This window comes from Microbacterium rhizosphaerae (genome assembly GCF_034120055.1).
Classification (GTDB): domain Bacteria; phylum Actinomycetota; class Actinomycetes; order Actinomycetales; family Microbacteriaceae; genus Microbacterium; species Microbacterium rhizosphaerae.
In genome coordinates, this window is the sequence record NZ_CP139368.1 from 1,752,798 (window position 1) to 1,770,376 (window position 17,579).

At 69.5% G+C, this 17,579-nt stretch carries 14 protein-coding genes; 9 read left to right on the top strand and 5 right to left on the bottom strand.

Going from position 1 to position 17,579, the window contains the following annotated elements; translation table 11 throughout:
• Together SM116_RS07680 and SM116_RS07685 are read left to right on the top strand one after the other, a co-directional pair.
• Positions 1 to 1,239, top strand: a complete 1,239-nt coding sequence (locus SM116_RS07680; RefSeq protein WP_320943856.1) for a type II secretion system F family protein — start codon at positions 1 to 3, stop codon at positions 1,237 to 1,239.
• 371 nt (positions 1,240 to 1,610) lie between these two features.
• Entirely contained in the window at positions 1,611 to 3,164 is a 1,554-nt protein-coding gene (locus SM116_RS07685) for an HNH endonuclease (protein ID WP_320943857.1), read from the top strand.
• Positions 3,165 to 3,376: 212 nt separating this feature from the next.
• On the opposite strand, the gene SM116_RS07690 is transcribed toward SM116_RS07685, so the two are convergent.
• Both SM116_RS07690 and glgP read right to left on the bottom strand, forming a co-directional pair.
• The gene (locus SM116_RS07690; RefSeq protein ID WP_320943858.1) at positions 3,377 to 5,044 is read right to left on the bottom strand and encodes a GspE/PulE family protein; all 1,668 of its coding nucleotides are present in this window, start codon (positions 5,042 to 5,044) and stop codon (positions 3,377 to 3,379) included.
• Positions 5,045 to 5,176: 132 nt separating this feature from the next.
• On the bottom strand, positions 5,177 to 7,732 hold the full coding sequence (gene glgP, locus SM116_RS07695; protein WP_320943859.1) for an alpha-glucan family phosphorylase: 2,556 nt from the start codon (positions 7,730 to 7,732) through the stop codon (positions 5,177 to 5,179).
• Positions 7,733 to 7,806: 74 nt separating this feature from the next.
• On the opposite strand from glgP, the gene SM116_RS07700 reads away from it, so the two are divergent.
• Positions 7,807 to 8,034, top strand: a complete 228-nt coding sequence (locus SM116_RS07700; RefSeq protein ID WP_320943860.1) for a response regulator — start codon at positions 7,807 to 7,809, stop codon at positions 8,032 to 8,034.
• A 10-nt stretch (positions 8,035 to 8,044) separates the two neighbouring features.
• Entirely contained in the window at positions 8,045 to 8,662 is a 618-nt protein-coding gene (locus SM116_RS07705) for a CYTH domain-containing protein (RefSeq protein WP_320943861.1), read from the top strand.
• A gap of 94 nt (positions 8,663 to 8,756) precedes the next feature.
• Here the strand turns inward: SM116_RS07705 and lpdA are convergent, their stop codons facing one another.
• The gene (lpdA, locus tag SM116_RS07710) at positions 8,757 to 10,154 is read right to left on the bottom strand and encodes a dihydrolipoyl dehydrogenase (protein ID WP_320943862.1); all 1,398 of its coding nucleotides are present in this window, start codon (positions 10,152 to 10,154) and stop codon (positions 8,757 to 8,759) included.
• A 145-nt stretch (positions 10,155 to 10,299) separates the two neighbouring features.
• Between lpdA and SM116_RS07715 the strand changes: the two genes are divergently transcribed.
• Positions 10,300 to 10,788 carry a four-helix bundle copper-binding protein gene (locus tag SM116_RS07715; protein ID WP_320943863.1) on the top strand — a complete coding sequence of 163 codons (489 nt, stop codon included), beginning with the start codon at positions 10,300 to 10,302 and terminating at the stop codon, positions 10,786 to 10,788.
• Positions 10,789 to 10,802: 14 nt separating this feature from the next.
• Here the strand turns inward: SM116_RS07715 and SM116_RS07720 are convergent, their stop codons facing one another.
• Positions 10,803 to 11,156: a hypothetical protein gene (locus SM116_RS07720; protein ID WP_320943864.1), complete on the bottom strand. Its 354-nt coding sequence runs from the start codon at positions 11,154 to 11,156 to the stop codon at positions 10,803 to 10,805.
• A gap of 180 nt (positions 11,157 to 11,336) precedes the next feature.
• On the opposite strand from SM116_RS07720, the gene SM116_RS07725 reads away from it, so the two are divergent.
• The 3 genes from SM116_RS07725 (at position 11,337) to SM116_RS07735 (ending at position 13,185) form a co-directional block, all read left to right on the top strand.
• Complete coding sequence (locus tag SM116_RS07725) at positions 11,337 to 11,831, top strand: FHA domain-containing protein (RefSeq protein WP_320943865.1); 495 nt, start codon at positions 11,337 to 11,339, stop codon at positions 11,829 to 11,831.
• A complete protein-coding gene (gene ftsR / locus SM116_RS07730) occupies positions 11,831 to 12,529 on the top strand; it encodes a transcriptional regulator FtsR (protein WP_320943866.1) in 699 nt (232 codons plus the stop codon). Before SM116_RS07725 ends, ftsR begins: the two co-directional genes overlap by 1 nt.
• 110 nt (positions 12,530 to 12,639) lie before the next feature.
• Complete coding sequence (locus SM116_RS07735) at positions 12,640 to 13,185, top strand: MerR family transcriptional regulator (protein ID WP_320943867.1); 546 nt, start codon at positions 12,640 to 12,642, stop codon at positions 13,183 to 13,185.
• A 58-nt stretch (positions 13,186 to 13,243) separates the two neighbouring features.
• Here SM116_RS07735 and SM116_RS07740 read toward each other — a convergent pair whose 3' ends face one another.
• Positions 13,244 to 14,056 carry a ParA family protein gene (locus SM116_RS07740; RefSeq protein WP_320943868.1) on the bottom strand — a complete coding sequence of 271 codons (813 nt, stop codon included), beginning with the start codon at positions 14,054 to 14,056 and terminating at the stop codon, positions 13,244 to 13,246.
• A gap of 73 nt (positions 14,057 to 14,129) precedes the next feature.
• Here SM116_RS07740 and SM116_RS07745 point away from each other — a divergent pair, with 73 nt between their 5' ends.
• On the top strand, positions 14,130 to 17,537 hold the full coding sequence (locus SM116_RS07745) for a pyruvate carboxylase (RefSeq protein WP_320943869.1): 3,408 nt from the start codon (positions 14,130 to 14,132) through the stop codon (positions 17,535 to 17,537).
• The last annotated feature ends 42 nt before the right edge of the window (positions 17,538 to 17,579 follow it).

Sequence of the window (17,579 nt, forward strand, 5' to 3'; positions counted from 1 at the left end):
ATGGCTGTGGTCCAGGAGTTCACGTATCGCGCGATCGACCAGTCGAGCGGCACGACCGTCAAAGGCACCCTCGAGGCGCCGACCGAGGCATCGGTCGTCACCAAGCTGAAGGCGCAGGGCCTCACCCCGTTGGACGTCACTCTTCTGTCCAAGACGGGGCTGCGTCGAGACCTCAACATGCCGAGTCTTAGTGGCACGGTCGGCGCGAAGTCGTTGGCGGTGTTCGCTCGGCAGATGGCGGCGCTCATCAATGCCGGCCTGCCGCTCATGCGGACGCTTACCATCCTGACCGAGCAGACACGCGATAAGAGGCTTCAACAGGCGCTGGTGACTGTTGCCGCGGACGTCGAAGGAGGGTCATCGTTTTCGGCGGCGCTCGCGCTGCACCCGAAGGTCTTCCCACCCCTGATGGTCTCGATCGTGCGGGTCGGGGAGACGGGCGGCTTTCTCGGGCCTGCGCTCACCTCCATCGCGGAGAACTACCAGAAGGAGGCGGAGCTCCATAACAAGGTCCGGTCGGCGGTGACGTATCCGATCATCGTGCTGAGTATCGCGATCATCGGCGTGCTGGTCATGGTCACGTGGGTCGTGCCCGTGTTCGAGAAAATGTTCAAGGGTCTCGGCTCGTCGTTGCCCTTGCCGACCCAGATCCTCGTCACCATCTCTCACAACATGTTCTGGATCTTGCCGCTCCTCATCGTCGCATCGCTCCTCTTGTGGATCTGGTACATGCGCAACCGCCACACGGATGCGTTCCGCAAGCGGTGGGATCCGATCAAGCTGAGGCTGCCGGTCTTCGGGCAGCTGACGACGAAGATGGCCGTCGCACGCTTCACCCGCAACCTCGCGATGATGCTGTCGGCGGGCGTCCCCATCATCCAGGCCCTTTCGATCGTCGGGCAGGCGTCGAACAACTGGAAGATCGAGGAGGCCGTGCGCGACATCCAGGATTCGATTCGCGCCGGCAAGTCGTTCTCCGGGCCGCTGGCGAACGCCGCCGTGTTCCCCGCAATGGTGCCGCAGATGGTCGCGGTCGGGGAGGAATCGGGCACCCTGTCGGAGATGCTCGCCAGCATCGCGGACTTCTACGAGGACGAGGTCGAGACCGCCACCGAGCAGCTTTCGTCCGCCATCGAGCCCATCCTGATCGTGCTCCTCGGCGTCGTCATCGGCTCGATGGTCATCTCGCTGTACCTGCCGATCTTCACTCTCTACGGCGACCTGGCCAAGCAGCACTGAGGCTCGATCGTGTGCGTGGCTTCGCGCGTGCGCGAAACTGGGTCACATGCGCGCATCATTTTCGCTCGCGTAGGTGACGCTCGCGTTCGCGGTCGGCCTCGCGGGGTGGTGGCAGCGGATCCCGGCGGCTCGTCGAGGCGCGTTCGGTCGTGCCGTCGCTGCGCATCTCGGAGCCGCTGCGTGAAGACGTCCAACACCCCGATGCTCCGGCGTCTCGGCTTCTGGGACGTATGGACTAGTCCAAAAATTCGATATCCGCTTCGCCGTGTTGACGGCTGATCATCGCGTCCGACCCGGGAAACATGCGATGTGACGGAAGAAATAGAACAAAAATACTAGACAACGGGTCGAACGTCTGTTTGACTATAGGCATGACCTCCCGTCCGACCGCAGCCATCGCGCAGGCTTTGGCCGTGCTCGAGGCGGCGTGGGCGGCGGCCCTGCCGGCATCCGGGTGCGGCGACCTGCAGCAGGACGTCCATGCGATGACGGATGCCGGCCTCCTTGCCGTGAACGAGGCGCTCGCTGTCGTGCGACGCCAAGCGGACGCGCTGCACGTCAGGGTCGCCGCAGGTATCGCCGACCGGTCCCGGCCGGAGCTCGGAGCCGACGGACTGTCACGCAAGACCGGGCACCGCACCGCAGTCAAGCTCATCTCGGCGACGACGGGTGGGCATGCGGGGGACGCGGCGCGGCTCATCCAGGTCGGGCAGGCGACCGAGGAGCGATCGACGTTCTCCGGCCACCGCGCCCCGTGCAAGCACCCCCACGTTCAGCGCGCACTGCAGGCGGGCACGATCAGCATTGCGGCAGCGGCCGCGATCACGGCAATGCTCGACAAGCTCCCGCCACGCGTAACGCGTGAGAATGTGGATGCCGCCGAGGCGACGCTGGTCGAGCGGGCGCCGCTGCTGGCACTCAGCGAACTGAACCTGTTGTTGCGACGCGCCGAAGCGCACCTCGACCCCGACGGCCTCGAACCGCGTCTCGACGATCTACGCGCCGCACGCGGCCTGCGGATCACGCAGAAGACCAACGGTGCGATCCACCTGGATGGTGACTTCGACCCCGAGACCGGCGCACCGATCGTCGCCGCGCTCGAAGGAATCGTCACGAACATCCTGCGCACCAGCCGTGGTCACAACCACCCCGTAGCCGGTGCCCCTGGCGCGGACGGTCGCGACGACCGTCACGAGATAGCTGCGGGCGAGAGTGCGGGTGACAGCACCGGAGGGGGCTCGGCCGGCGCGGGATGCAGCGGCGCCACCAGCGACGCGTCCGCCGTCGGCCCGGTGATGGAGGAGACGCGCACGCTGCCGCAGCTGCGCGCCGATGCGCTCGCCGACCTCTGCCGGCACGCCCTGGGCTGCGATGAGCCGACCCTGCCGTTGGAGACGACCACGGTGATCGTGCGGGTGCCGTTGGAAGCCTTGACCACCGGGGCAGGGGTGGCGCAGATCGACGGGATCGCCCAGCCGATCGACGCGGGCGCCGCCCGCCGGCTGGCGGCGAAGGCCGAGATCATCCCGGTGGTGCTCGGGTCCGACAGCGAGGTGCTCGACCTCGGCCGCGCTTCGCGCGCCTTCACCCGGGCTCAGCGCCGGGCGCTCGAAGAACGCGACGGTGGATGCGCCTCGTGCGGACTCCCGGGCGCGTACGCCGAAGCGCACCACCTCACGTGGTGGTCGCGAGGCGGCACCAGCGACCTCGACAACGGAATCCTGCTCTGCACCACCTGTCATCACCGTGTGCACAACGACGGGTGGGAGATCCGGATCGACCCACCACCCGGCGCCCGAGGTGATCGCCCGAATCGACGCCGCACGGGAGGAACCGTCTGGTTCATCCCGCCTGCCCACATCGACCCCGCCCGCACGCCCCGCCTCGGCGGCCGTGCCCGATTCGACTGGCGCCTCGCCGCGTGACCGGCACTGGCACCGGTCTGCCCGTCGCCGACCTGCGCGACGCCGATTCCATACGACACCGACGCTGCCGGCGCCGCGGCCCGACCGCCGCACGGGACAGACCCCGACACGCGCAGCTCATCCGGAAACGCGCAACTCATCCCAGAACGCGCATCTCAGCCCCCAAACGCGCAACTCACCCCCGAGACGCGCAACCCACCGCGAGCCGCAGCTCACACCGAGACGCGCAGCACCTCTTCGACCGTGGTGAGCCCCTGCGCCGCCTTGGCCCAGCCGTCATCCCGCAACGCGACCATGCCCTGCGCGAGCGCGAGCTCACGCATCTCGGTGCCCGTCGAGCGCGTCACGATCAGCTGCTCCAGCTCGTCGGTCAGCGGCATGACCTCGTGCAGCGCGAGCCGGCCGCGGTATCCCGTGTTCGAGCACGAGTTGCACCCCATCGCGCGGTACAGCTCGTGCCCCTCGAGCATGTGCTCCGGCATCCCGAGGCCACGCAGCACGTCGTACGACTCGCCGAGCGGAGCCCGGCACCGCATGCACAGCCGGCGCGCCAGCCTCTGCGCGATCACGGCCGTCAGCGCCGTTGCGACGAGGAACGGCTCGGTGCCGATCTCGGTCAGACGGGTCAGCGCCGACGGCGCGTCGTTCGTGTGCAGCGTCGACAGCACGAGGTGGCCGGTGAGCGCCGCCTCGATCGAGATGACAGCCGTCTCCTTGTCGCGGATCTCGCCGACGAGCACCACATCCGGGTCCGACCGCAGAATCGACCGCAGCGCCGTCGCGAAGGTCAGCCCGGCGCGGTTGTTCACCTGCACCTGGTTGATGCCCGGGATGCGGTACTCCACCGGATCCTCGACCGTGATGACGTTGATCCGCGGGTTCGACACCGTCCGCAGCGCCGTGTACAGCGTCGTCGACTTGCCCGATCCGGTCGGGCCCGTCACGAGCACCATGCCGTGCGGGCGCGTGATCGCGGTGCGGAAGAGCGACTCGTTGTGATCCGAGAACCTCAGGTCGCCCATCGACATCACCTGGCCGGAGTTGTCCAGGATGCGCATGACGATCTTCTCGCCCCACACCGTCGGCAGCGTCGCCACGCGGAGGTCGACCTGACGGCCCTCGTGCGTCACCGACAGGCGGCCGTCCTGCGGCCGCCGGCGCTCCGCGATGTCGATCGCCGACATGATCTTCAGGCGCGAGATGATGCCGTCCTGGATCGCGCGGTCCGCCCGCTGCATCTCGTGCAGTACGCCGTCGATGCGGAAGCGCACCGTGAGGTAGCGCTCGCCCGGCTCGATGTGGATGTCGCTCGCCCGGTCGTTGATCGCCTGCGTGATCAGCAGGTTCACGAACCGCACGATCGGCGCGTCGGAGTCCTGCTCGTCGAGCGTCTCGGTGAAGGTGACGGTGGATGCGCCGGCCGACTCGCCCATCTGCTCCGACAGGTCGCTTAGCTCGTCGTCGCTGCGCAGGTAGCGCTCGAACGCCTGCTGCAGCGCATCCGCCGCCGCGACGACCGGGTTGATGCTCAGATCCGTGATGCTCGCCACGTCATCGATCGCGATGATGTCGGTCGGATCGAGCATCGCGACCTTCAGCTGGTCGCCCGACCGCTCGATCGGCAGCATCTGATACTTGCGGCACAGCGTTCCCGGCACGAGCCCGATGACGTCCGGCGGAATCGTCATCACCCCGATGTCGACGTACCGGTGCCCGGTGTTCAGCGCCACCGCCTCCGCGATCTCGGCATCCGATGCCAGCCCGTTCGACACGAGGACCCGGCTGAGATCCGGTCCGTCGCCCACCTCCGCGAGCACGGCCGACATGTCGGCGGCACGAACCGCGCCGGTCAATACGAGCGTCTGTGCAAGTCCACGCATAAAGATTCCCCAATCCCCAGGCTTTCATCTTCGCGCATACCAGGTCCGTGGCGGGCAGATCCGCAGCGACACCGCAGCCTGTGCACAAGAAATGGCCGGGTCCCGAAGGACCCGGCCATGGCGAAGACGGCGTCAGGAGGCGAAGGCGATGAGCCCCAGCTCGACATCCGAGACGAGCTGCGGATGCGCCGGAACGACCCGCACCGTGTAGCCGAACGACCCGGTGGCCGTGAGGGTCCGCGAACCCGTGAACAGCGTCAGGCCATCCGCGCCGGCCGGTCCCGTGGGCTGCAGCCTGGCGGTGCGCCGGTTGTCGCCGAGGTCGTCATCACCGTCGACGGGTCCGTACACCACCTCGACCGCGACATCATCGGGGGAGAGGCCGTCGAGCGCCACGCTCGCCTGGATCTCCAGCACATCGCCCGCCTGCGCCTGCTGGGGGATGCCGCTGCTGTCGACGTTCGCGACCCGCACCTTCGGCCACGAGGTCCGCACGCGCTGGATGAATGCGGCGAGCGCGCGCGCCTCCGCGAAGTCGTCCGTGCGCAGCGCGGCGTCGTGAGCGGCCGCCGGCACGTACATCGTCTGCACGTAGTCGCGGACCATCCGGTCGCTCGTCGCCTTCGAGCCGAGATCGGTCATCGTGTGCCGCACCATCCCGAGCCAGGTCGTCGGGATGCCGCCCTCGCGCTCGTAGAACGCCGGGACGAGCTGATGCTCGATGAGGTCGTACAGCGCCGCCGCCTCGGCGTCGTCGCGCTCCTCGTCGTTCGACGCGGTGTCGGCCGTCGGGATCGCCCAGCCGTTGCGGCCGTCGAACCACTCGTCCCACCATCCGTCGAGGATCGAGAGGTTCAGCGCGCCGTTGAGCGCGGCCTTCATGCCCGACGTGCCGCACGCCTCGAGCGGGCGCAGCGGGTTGTTCAGCCACACGTCGCAGCCCGGGTACAGCGTCTTGGCGAGCGTGATGTCGTAGTCCGGCAGGAACACGATCCGCCCGCGCACCTTCGGGTCGCGGCTGAATCGCACGAGCTGCTGGATGAGGATCTTGCCCGAGTCGTCGGCGGGATGCGACTTGCCGCCGATCACGATCTGCACCGGCCGCTCGGGGTCGGTGAGAAGGCGCGTGAGCCGCTGCGGGTCGCGCAGCATGAGCGTGAGGCGCTTGTATGTCGGCACACGGCGGGCGAACCCGATCGTCAGGACGTTCGTGTCCAGCAGATCGTCGACCCACGCGGGCGTGATGGTGTCGCCGAGGGATGCCGCGACCCTCCGTCGCGCCTCGGCGACGAGGTCGGCCTTCATCGCCTGGCGCACGCCCCACAGCTCGGCGTCGCTCACGACACCCCTGTCGGTCCAGTCGTGCGTCGCCACGTGCGAGTCGCCGAATCGCTCCTCGCTCAGCCCCTTGAGCTTGGCGTGCACCCACGTCGGCGCGTGCACGCCGTTCGTGATCGAGCCGATCGGCACCTCGTCGGTGTCGACGCCCGGCCACAGCTGGCCGAACATCCCGCGGCTGACCTTGCCGTGCAGCCGCGACACCCCGTTGGCGTGCTGCCCCAGGTGCAGGCCGAGCACGGCCATGTTGAACACGCCGGGGTCGCCCCCCGGGTAGTCCTCGAGGCCGAGGGCGAGGGCGCGCACCGGGTCGATGCCCGAGAAGAGGTTGCTCGCGAGGTAGGCCTCGATGAGGTCGCGCGGGAACCGGTCGATACCCGCGGGCACCGGGGTGTGGGTCGTGAAGACAGTGGATGCGCGCACCTGCGCCAGCGCCTCGTCGAAGCTCAGCCCGCTGTCCGTCATGAACCCGGCCATGCGCTCGAGGCCCTGGAACCCGGCGTGGCCCTCGTTGGTGTGGTACACGTCGGGGGTGGGACGCCCTGTGAGCGCCGCGAACGCGCGGACCGCGCGCACGCCGCCGACGCCGAGCAGCAGCTCCTGCAGCAGGCGGTGCTCGCCGCCGCCGCCGTAGAGGCGGTCGGTGACGCGGCGCATCTCGTCGGTGTTCGACGGGGTCTCGGCATCCAGGAGCAGCAGCGGGACGCGCCCGATGTCGGCGATCCAGATGCGCGCGGAGAGCCGACGGTCGCCGGGGAGGTCGAGCGAGATCTCGACGGGTGCGCCGTCCTCGTCGCGCAGCAGCGTCAGGCCGAGGCCGTACGGGTCGAGCAACGGGTAGCTCTCGCGTTGCCACCCGTCGTCGCCGATCGACTGGCGGAAGTAGCCGGACCGGTAGAACAGGCCGACACCGGTCAGCGGCACGCCGAGGTCGCTCGCGCTCTTCAGGTGGTCGCCGGCGAGGATGCCGAGTCCGCCCGAGTACTGGGGGAGGGAGCCGTCGACGCCGAACTCCGGGGAGAAGTACGCGATGTGCGCCGGCTTGTCCCCCTCGAGCTGCTGGAACCACCGGTCGCCGGTGAGGTAGCCCCGCAGGCTCTCCGCCTCGGCGTTCACGCGCTCGACGAACGCCGCATCGGCGGCGAGCTCGTCGAGGCGCTTCTGGCCGATGGCGCCGAGCATCCTCACGGGGTTCTCACCGACCTGCGACCAGAGGGCGGGGTCCATGGAGGCGAACAGATCGCGTGGCGTGCGCGACCACGACCAGCGGAAGTTGGCCGCCAGCGCATCGAGCGGCGCGAGCGACTCGGCGAGGACGGGGCGGACGGTGAACGTGCGGATGGCCTTCACGGAGGCGAGTCTAGGGGAAGAGTGGAAACGCTTGCATGCGCAGTAATCCGACCGCCGAACACTACGCTGTCCCCATGGCGATCGCACGACTCTCCGGAGGCCCGCTGGACGGGCAGATCATCCCCCTCGAGCCCGGTGTCACGGATTCGCTCATCGTGCCCTACGGCGAGGGTCAGCTCATCTACCGCCGGCGCGGTGAGGATGAGCACACGGGGGCGCACGACGGTCCGACCGAGGCGCACTTCATCTACGTCGAGGCGACCGAGGACATCGATCCCGATCCCGACGGCAGGGACGAATAAGTCGGCACCGTTGAGTGATCCCTCGCACTCCGTAGAGGTCGAGCGCAAGTACGACGTCGACGAGGACACGCCGCTTCCTGATTGGATGCGTCTGCCCGGCGTCGCCTCGATCGGCGAGGCCGAGCTGCGCCCACTCGACGCGCAGTACTTCGACACCGTCGACCTCGCGCTCGCGCGGCAGGCCATCGCGCTGCGCCGCCGCACCGGCGGGCCGGACGAAGGCTGGCACGTGAAGACCTCCGCCGCCGACGGCAGGCACGAGTGGCACTGGCCGCTGGATGCCCCGGTGTCGGGTGATCAGGACGTGCCGGACGGAGTGGTCAAGGCGCTGGCGCGCTATGCGCAGCCGCCGTTCCTGCCGCTCGCGCGCCTGCACAACCCGCGCCACGCCTACGCGCTGCGCGACGAGACCGGAGCGCTCGTCGCCGAGGTCGTCGACGACCGCGTGCGCGGGCGCGCCGAGCGCACCGGCCACGAGGACTCCTGGCGCGAGTGGGAGGTCGAGCTCGGCCCCGCGGCTCCCGACGACCACACGGCGTTCTTCGCCGCGGTCGACGAGCTCGTGCTCGCCGCCGGCGGGCGGCACGCCGCATCCGATTCCAAGCTCCAGCGCATCCTCGCCTGCTGAGCCGATACCGAGTGTCCTCACCGGGTTCGGCTCTTAACGGGCTCGACGCCGCCCCCGGCTTCGGTCGGGGCGGCGTCGAGTGCTTCCGTCGAGCTTAGAGGTTGATCATGTGCCCTGCCAGGCCGTGGAACGCCTCCTGGACGGCCTCCGACAGCGTCGGGTGGGTGTGCACGTTGCGCGCGGCCTCGAGGGCGGTGAGGTCCCACTTCTGCGCGAGCGTGAGCTCGGGGAGAAGCTCCGAGACGTCGGGGCCGATCATGTGCGCGCCGAGGAGCTCGAGGTGCTCGCCGTCCGCGATGACCTTGACGAAGCCGACGGGCTCGCCCAGGCCGTTCGCCTTGCCGTTGGCGGAGAACGGGAACTTCGCGACCTTCACGTCATAGCCCGCGTCGCGCGCCTGCTGCTCGGTGAGGCCGAACGAGGCGACCTGCGGGTTGCAGAACGTGGCGCGCGGCATCATGCGGTAGTCGCCGAGCGTCATGGTCTCCGCGTTCGCGATGGTCTCGGCCGCGACGACGCCCTGGGCCTCGGCGACGTGCGCGAGCTGGAGCTTCGCGGTGACGTCGCCGATGGCGTAGATGCCCTCGACGTTCGTGCGCATGTGGTCGTCGATGTCGATCGCGCCGCGCTCGGTGAGCTTGACGCCCGTGTTCTCCAGGCCGAAGCCCTCGACGTTCGGTGCGAAGCCGATCGACATGAGCACCTTGTCGGCGTCGATCTGGCCCGCCGTGCCGTCCTGCGCGGTGTACGCGACGGTGACGCGGTCGCCGTGGTCGGTGACCGACTCCACCTTGGTCGAGGTGAGGATCTCGACGCCGAGCTTCTTGTACTGGCGGGTGATCTCCTTCGAGACCTCCTCGTCCTCGTTCGGGAGGGCGCGGGGGAGGAACTCGATGATCGTGCACGTCACGCCGTAGTTGCTGAGGATGTAGGCGAACTCCATCCCGATCGCGCCGGCGCCGACGATGACGATCGAGTCGGGGAGCTCGCGCGTGAGGATCTGCTCCTCGTACGTGACGACGTTCTCGCTGAGCTGCACGCCGGGGAGGAGACGCACGGTCGAGCCCGTGGAGATGATCGCGTTCGTGAAGGTGACGCGCTCGGAGGTGCCGTCGTTCTTGGCGACATCGATCGTGTGCGCGTCGACGAACGTGCCGCGCCCGTCGTACTCGGTCACCTTGTTCTTCTTCATGAGGAAGTGGATGCCCTTGACGTGCGTCTCGGACACCTTGCGGCTGCGGTCGTGTGCGACGCCGAAGTCGAAGTGCACGTCGCCCGAGATGCCGAACAGATCGGCCTTCGCATGGAACGTGTGGGCGAGGTCCGCGTTCTTCAGCAGCGCCTTCGAGGGGATGCAGCCGACGTTGAGGCAGACGCCGCCCCAGTACTTCTCTTCGATGACGGCGACCGAGAGGCCGAGCTGTGCGCTGCGCACGGCCGCGACGTAACCGCCGGGGCCCGCGCCGAGGATGACGACGTCGTAGTGAGGCATACTCCCAGCCTATCGGTCGGAATCGGCCTCCGAGCGGGCCGGATCACCCCTCGGAACCCCGTCGTCGCGGCCTGCGCGAACGCGACGTGGACGGCCTCCGGAAACGCCTCGCTGCTCTTCCGTCGACCGGTCCCGCGCGCCTAGCATGGGCGGCAGCGGCGGACTGCCCGCCGTTGCCAGCGATCGGCCGGAATCGACCCGGTCGGCCGGAGAGAACGGAGAGGGCATGGACGCGATGATGATGGACATGATGTCCAAGGACATGATGACGATGCCCGGCATGGACACCGCGATGGACATGGACGTCATGCAGGCCTGTATGGACGCCTGCTCGGCGTGCGAGCAGGCGGCCACGGTCTGCGCGGTTCAGCTGATGGACGGATGCTCGCCCGCCTGCATGAACTGCGCCGACATGTGCAACACGATGATGCGGGCGATGATGCGGATGCAGGGCATGACCCCCGCGAGCATGATGGCGATGCTGGATGCCTGCATCGCGATGTGCCAGACGTGCATGGACGAGTGCATGGACCACGCGGACATGAGCGCCGTCTGCAAGATGTGCGCGCAGGCCTGCAAGGCGTGCATGGACGCCTGCATGGCGGTCAGGACCTCGATGATGTCGGCGGCCTGAGCCGCGGTCATCCGTTACGCGTCGCGCAGGACGTTGAACCGGCGACGCCCGTCGGCCAGCACGTGGTAGCGCGCGTGCAGCGCGACCGGCGCGCCGGCCTCGAGTGCGCGCGCCGCGCCGGCGCCGTTCCAGACGAGGATCGGTGCGGCATCCGCGATGGTGCGCAGCACGATCGTGCCCGCATCCGGGTCCACCGCCTCGACGACCGCGTCGATCCAGTCGGACGGCGTGGCCGATGCCAGGCGCGCCTGGATCAGGTGCACGGCGTGGCCGGGCTCGTACGAGGAGCAGGTCGATCCGTGGTCGCACATGCACGCCGCACGCTCACGCACCTCGAGGGGCGGAATGCGGCTGTGCGAGGTGGACACGATGTGCTCCTTCTGAATAGGGTCGTTACCCAGATCAGGCTAGGGCGGCGCGTCATCCGGGTCATCTCGGGCGACACAGACTGAAACACTGCGCCTCGTGTCGATGGACGGACGGATGCCGCGACCCCGCGCTTTCGCCCGCGGATCGATCCGATAGTCTGAGAGGAGAGGAGGGTGGACGTGGACGAGAACCGCCAGACGGACCGCGGAGGAATCCGCCGTTCGCCCGACCGCCCGGCCGGTCCGCCGAACGACACGACGCAGACCTTCGGGCACGATTCCGACCTGTCGTTCGTGCCCTTCGGCGCCGATCTCACCGACGCCGAGCTCGAGGCCATCGAGGCCCTGCCCGGCGGTGCGGCGCTCCTCATCGTGCGCTCGGGTCCCACGGCCGGCGCCCGCTACCTGCTCGATGCCGACGTCACCACGGTGGGCCGGCATCCCGAAGCGGACATCTTCTTCGACGACGTCACGGTCTCGCGCCGGCATGCCGAGGTCACCCGCGAGGGCGCGGCCTTCGAGATCGTCGACCAGCGCTCGCTCAACGGGACGTACGTCAACGGCGAGCGGGTCGACCGCGCCGCCCTCGTGAACGGCGCCGAGGTGCGGATCGGAAAGTTCCGCCTCAACTTCTTCGTATCGCCCGTGGATCTGCAGCAGGCACAAGGCCGCTGATGACGGCGATGCAGGCAGGCGGCCGCTCGGCGGCGGCCGGCGGTCGCAGCACCCTTCTCAGCATCGGACAGGTGCTCGCGCGGCTCGGGCCGGAGTTCCCGAAGCTCACCAGCAGCAAACTGCGCTTCCTCGAGGTGCAGGGCATCGTCACCCCGCGGCGCACCGAGTCGGGCTACCGCAAGTTCACGCACGAGGATGTCGAGCGCCTGCGTCTCGCCCTCACGCTGCAGCGCGACCACTACCTTCCGCTCGTCGTCATCCGCGAGTACCTCGACGACCTCGATGCCGGACGCGATCCGGCGCCGCTGTCCCCGCCGCCGTCGATCGTCCCCGCGCCGCGCCGGTACCGTCGCGACGAGCTGCTCGCGGTCGCCGGCGCCTCCGCTCAGCTGCTGAACGACGCCGTGAGCACCGGCATCCTTCCCGCCACCGACGCGTACGACGAGCAGCACCTTGCGACCCTGCGCGTGCTCGTGGCTCTCGACCGGCACAGCATCGAGCCCCGTCATGTGCGCACGCTCGTGCAGTCCGCGGAGCGGCAGGCGGCGCTCGTGGCCTCGGCGCTCGCGCCGTTGCTGCGACGGACGGATGCCGCGTCCCGCGCGCGGGCGAGCGAGCTGGCGCCGGAACTGTCACACCGCCTCGACGAGCTGCGCGGGATCTTCGTCCGTGCGGCCGTCGACAGGATGCTCGGCTGAGCCGTCCGGGGCTCGAGTCCGACGACACGCCGACGGGCGGGGTCGTTGTCGGAGGGGCAGGGCTCCTCTACCGTTGACAGAGTCGAATCCAGTGGGGGGAGGAGCACGCGATGGGCGCAGATGACGAATCGGGCGAGCCGCAGTTCGTGGACGATCTCCTCTTCACCGACGGTCTGCCGCTGATGGACGACGAGGTCGGCTACCGCGGCGCGGTGGCGGCCAAAGCCGCGGGCATCACCTACCGCCAGCTCGACTACTGGGCCCGCACGGAGCTCGTCGAGCCGACCGTGCGCGGGGCGAAGGGCTCGGGATCCCAGCGCCTGTACGGCTTCCGCGACATCCTCGTGCTCAAGCTCGTCAAGCGCCTCCTCGACACCGGCATCTCGCTCCAGCAGATCCGCGTGGCGGTCGAGCAGCTGCGGGCTGCCGGCATCCGCGACCTCACCGGCACCACGCTCATGAGCGACGGCGCCTCGGTGTACCTGTGCACGTCGAACGACGAGGTGATCGATCTGGTCAGCCGCGGTCAGGGCGTGTTCGGCATCGCGGTCGGCAAGGTGCTCCACGAGGTCGAGACGAGTCTCATCGACATCGAGCCGCAGATGGTCGACGCCGTGGACGAACTCGCCGCGCGCCGCGCCAAGCGCTCCGCCTGAATCCGGAAAGACGACGCCCCGAGAGTGGACTCTCGGGGCCTCACCATGTCGTGGGGTCTCAGGCGCCGGTCGGAGCCTCGGGGGCCGGGATGCGCCCGGTGCGCATCACACGGTCGAGCAGGGCGTCGAAGTCGCCCGCGAGCTCCTGGGCGGAATCGCCGGGCCAGATGTGCAGCGGCTTCGCGGCCCCCTGTGCCTGCTGCAGCGAGGTGCGCTCGGGCAGCTGCGGCGCGAGGACGAGCGGGCCGAACATGTCGCGCAGCTCCTTGATGCGGAACTGGTGCTCGATCGACTGCGGGCGCACGCGGTTCACGACGATGCCGAGCGGCTGGAGGCGAGGGGAGAGACCGCGGCGGATCTCCTCGATCGCGCGCAGCGCGCGGTCGGCCGCGGCGACGGAGAACAGGCCGGGCTCGGTCACGACGACCACACGGTCGCTCGCCGCCCACGCGGTGCGCGTGAGGGCGTTCAGCGACGGTGCGCAGTCGATGAGCACGAGGTCGTAGTCCGCCTCGACGGCGGCGAGCGCCTCCTCGAGCTTCCACACGTCGCGGACGCTCGGATGCGGGCCGTCGAAGTTGATGGCGGAGGGGCTCCCGATCATGACGTCGATGGTCCCCGGATGCACCTTGGTCCAGCCGCTGGAGGTGATGGCCTGGCGGACCGTCTTCTCCTTCGGATTCGCGAGAACGTCAGCGACGTTCAGGCGACCGGCCACTTGGATGTCCATTCCGGTGGACACGTCGGACTGCGGGTCGAGGTCGACGACGAGCGTGCGGACACCGCGGGCGAATGCCGCTGACGCGAGTCCGAGAGTCACGGTCGTCTTGCCGACCCCGCCCTTGAGCGAGCTGACGGAAAGGACGTGCACGGTCGTCTACGTTACCGTCCCCTAGGCTGTGAGCACACTCAGCGTCCGCCCCCACGCCAGCTGTGAGGTCTGCATGTTCCGCAAGATCCTGGTCGCGAACCGCGGCGAGATCGCGATCCGCGCCTTCCGAGCCGCCTTCGAACTCGGAGCCCGAACGGTGGCCGTCTACCCGTACGAGGACCGCTATTCGCTGCACCGGCTGAAGGCGGACGAGGCCTATCAGATCGGCACCGAGGGCCATCCTGTGCGGGCCTACCTCGACGTCGACGAGATCATCCGCGTCGCCCGGGAGGCCGGCGCAGACGCGATCTACCCGGGCTACGGCTTCCTGTCCGAGAATCCGGACCTCGCCGCCCGCGCGGCCGAGAACGGCATCGTCTTCATCGGGCCGCCGGCATCCGTCCTGGAGATGGCGGGCAACAAGGTCACCGCGAAGCACCACGCGATCGCGGCCGGCGTGCCCGTGCTGCGCTCGACCGAGGCCTCCGACGACGTGGATGACCTGGTGGCGCAGTCCGACGACATCGGCTTCCCGCTGTTCGCGAAGGCCGTCGCCGGCGGCGGCGGGCGCGGCATGCGCCGCGTCGAGTCGAAGGCCGAGCTTCCCGCGGCGCTGGCCGCCGCCATGCGGGAGGCAGACAGCGCCTTCGGCGACCCGCGGATGTTCCTCGAGCAGGCCGTGCTGCGGCCCCGACACGTCGAGGTGCAGATCCTCGCGGATGCGACCGGGCACACCGTTCACCTCTTCGAGCGCGACTGCTCGGTGCAGCGCCGTCATCAGAAGGTGATCGAGATCGCGCCCGCGCCCAACCTCGACCCCGACGTGCGCGACGCGCTCCACCGGCACGCCGTCGCCTTCGCACGCTCCATCGGCTACCAGAACGCGGGAACGGTCGAGTTCCTCCTCGAGACCGCCGGCCCGCGGACCGGGGAGGTCGTCTTCATCGAGATGAACCCGCGCATCCAGGTCGAGCACACGGTGACCGAGGAGGTCACCGACGTCGACCTCGTGCAGTCCCAGATGCGGATCGCGGCCGGTCAGACGCTCGCCGAGCTGGGTCTGCAGCAGGATGCGATCCGCCTGCGCGGAGCGGCCCTCCAGTGCCGGATCACGACGGAGGACCCGAGCCAGGCCTTCCGCCCCGACACCGGCAAGATCACCACCTACCGGTCGCCGGGCGGCGCGGGCATCCGTCTCGACGGCGGCACGACGGCCGCCGGCGCCCAGGTGAGCCCGCACTTCGACTCGATGCTCGCCAAGCTCACGTGCCGCGGACGCGACTTCGGCGCCGCGGTCACCCGGGCGCGTCGCGCACTGGCCGAGTTCCGCATCCGCGGGGTCTCGACCAACATCCCGTTCCTGCAGGCCGTGCTCGATGACCCGGCCTTCCTCGCCGGAGACATCAGCACGTCGTTCATCGACGAGCGCCCCGAGCTGCTGCGCGGCCGCGAATCGAAGGACCGCGGCACGAAGGTGCTCACGTGGCTCGTCGAGACGACGGTGAACAAGCCCCATGGCGACAACCCCCTGACGACGGAGCCGCGACTGAAGCTCCCGAAGATCGACGTGGCGACGCCGGCCCCGGCCGGTTCGCGCGACCGGCTGCTCGCTCTCGGCCCGACCGGTTTCGCAGCCGACCTTCGCGCCCGCACGGAGCTGGCCGTGACCGAGACCACGTTCCGGGATGCGCATCAGTCGCTGCTGGCCACACGCGTGCGCACGAAGGATCTCGTCGCGGTCGCGCCCTACGTGGCGCGGCTGACCCCGCAGCTGCTGTCGGTCGAGGCGTGGGGCGGCGCGACGTACGACGTCGCACTGCGCTTCCTCGCCGAAGACCCGTGGGAGCGGCTCGACAAGCTCCGTGCGACGCTTCCGAACATCGCGATCCAGATGCTGCTGCGCGGCCGCAACACCGTCGGCTACACGCCGTACCCGACGGCGGTGACCGACGCGTTCGTGCACGAGGCCGCGGCATCCGGGATCGACATCTTCCGCATCTTCGACGCGCTCAACGACGTCTCGCAGATGCGTCCCGCCATCGACGCCGTCCTCGCGACCGGCACCTCGGTGGCCGAAGTGGCCATCTGCTACACGGGCGACCTCCTCGATCCCCGCGAGGAGCTCTACACGCTCGACTACTACCTGCGTCTCGCGGAGCAGATCGTCGACGCCGGCGCCCACATCCTCGCGATCAAGGACATGGCGGGACTGCTGCGGCCCGGCGCCGCATCCCGTCTCGTCTCCGCTCTGCGCGAGCGCTTCGACCTGCCCGTCCACGTGCACACGCACGACACGGCGGGCGGCCAGCTCGCGACCCTCCTCGCGGCGAGTGCGGCGGGGGCGGATGCGGTGGATGCCGCGGCCGCCCCGATGTCGGGGACCACGAGCCAGCCCTCCCTGTCGGCGCTCGTCGCCGCCCTCGCGCACACCGAGCGCGACACCGGACTCTCGCTCGACGCCGTGTCGGACCTCGAGCCGTACTGGGAGGCGGTGCGCCGGCTGTACCGTCCGTTCGAATCGGGCCTGCCCGGCCCCACCGGCCGGGTGTACCACCACGAGATCCCGGGCGGGCAGCTGTCGAACCTCCGCCAGCAGGCGATCGCCCTCGGCCTCGCGGACGACTTCGAGCTCATCGAGGACATGTACGCCGCCGCCGACCGCATCCTGGGCCGCGTCCCGAAGGTGACGCCCTCGTCGAAGGTCGTGGGCGACCTCGCCCTCGCGCTCGCGGCGGTGCGCGCCGACCCGGCCGACTTCGCCGCCCACCCCGAAAGGTACGACGTGCCGGACTCCGTCGTCGGCTTCATGGCAGGCGAGCTCGGCGACCTGCCGGGCGGCTGGCCCGAGCCGTTCCGCACGAAGGTGCTGCAGGGCCGCGACGTCCGCATCGGGACGACCCCGCTCACGGCTCCGGAGGAGGAGGCGCTCGACGGCGACTCGACCACCCGCCGCGCGATGCTCAACCAGCTGCTGTTCCCCGTGCCGACGCACACGTTCGCGCAGGCGCGCGAGACCTACGGCGACCTCAGCGTGCTCGACACCGCCGACTACCTGTACGGGCTCGCACCCGGCACGGAGCATGTCGTCGAGATCGAGCGGGGCGTGCAGCTCTACGTCGGGCTGGAGGCCATCGGCGAGGCCGACACGAAGGGCATGCGGACCGTCATGACCACGCTGAACGGCCAGCTGCGCCCGGTGGTCGTGCGCGACCGCTCCATCGACGTCGAGGTGCGTCAGGCCGAGAAGGCGGACTCGTCGGTTCCGGGCCACGTGGCGGCGCCGTTCTCCGGCGCGGTGACGGTCAAGGTCTCCGTCGGAGACCACGTCGCCGCCGGCCAGGCGGTGGCATCCATCGAGGCGATGAAGATGGAGGCGTCCATCAACGCCACCGTCGCGGGCGTCGTCGAGCGGGTCGTCACCACGGGAACGCAGCAGGTGGATGCCGGCGACCTTTTGGTCGCCATCCGCAATGCGCAGTAGCCTGGAGGGCGGCCCCATTCCCGACGGCCCCGACCCTTCTGG

Coding starts and splice junctions, on each gene's coding strand:
- SM116_RS07700 (WP_320943860.1), top strand. CDS start 7,807: ATGGCGATCGCACGACTCTCCGGAGGCCCGCTGGACGGGCAGATCATC.
- SM116_RS07715 (WP_320943863.1), top strand. CDS start 10,300: ATGGGCGGCAGCGGCGGACTGCCCGCCGTTGCCAGCGATCGGCCGGAA.
- lpdA (WP_320943862.1), bottom strand. CDS start 10,154: ATGCCTCACTACGACGTCGTCATCCTCGGCGCGGGCCCCGGCGGTTAC.
- SM116_RS07685 (WP_320943857.1), top strand. CDS start 1,611: ATGACCTCCCGTCCGACCGCAGCCATCGCGCAGGCTTTGGCCGTGCTC.
- ftsR (WP_320943866.1), top strand. CDS start 11,831: ATGACGGCGATGCAGGCAGGCGGCCGCTCGGCGGCGGCCGGCGGTCGC.
- SM116_RS07745 (WP_320943869.1), top strand. CDS start 14,130: ATGTTCCGCAAGATCCTGGTCGCGAACCGCGGCGAGATCGCGATCCGC.
- SM116_RS07680 (WP_320943856.1), top strand. CDS start 1: ATGGCTGTGGTCCAGGAGTTCACGTATCGCGCGATCGACCAGTCGAGC.
- SM116_RS07735 (WP_320943867.1), top strand. CDS start 12,640: ATGGGCGCAGATGACGAATCGGGCGAGCCGCAGTTCGTGGACGATCTC.
- SM116_RS07690 (WP_320943858.1), bottom strand. CDS start 5,044: ATGCGTGGACTTGCACAGACGCTCGTATTGACCGGCGCGGTTCGTGCC.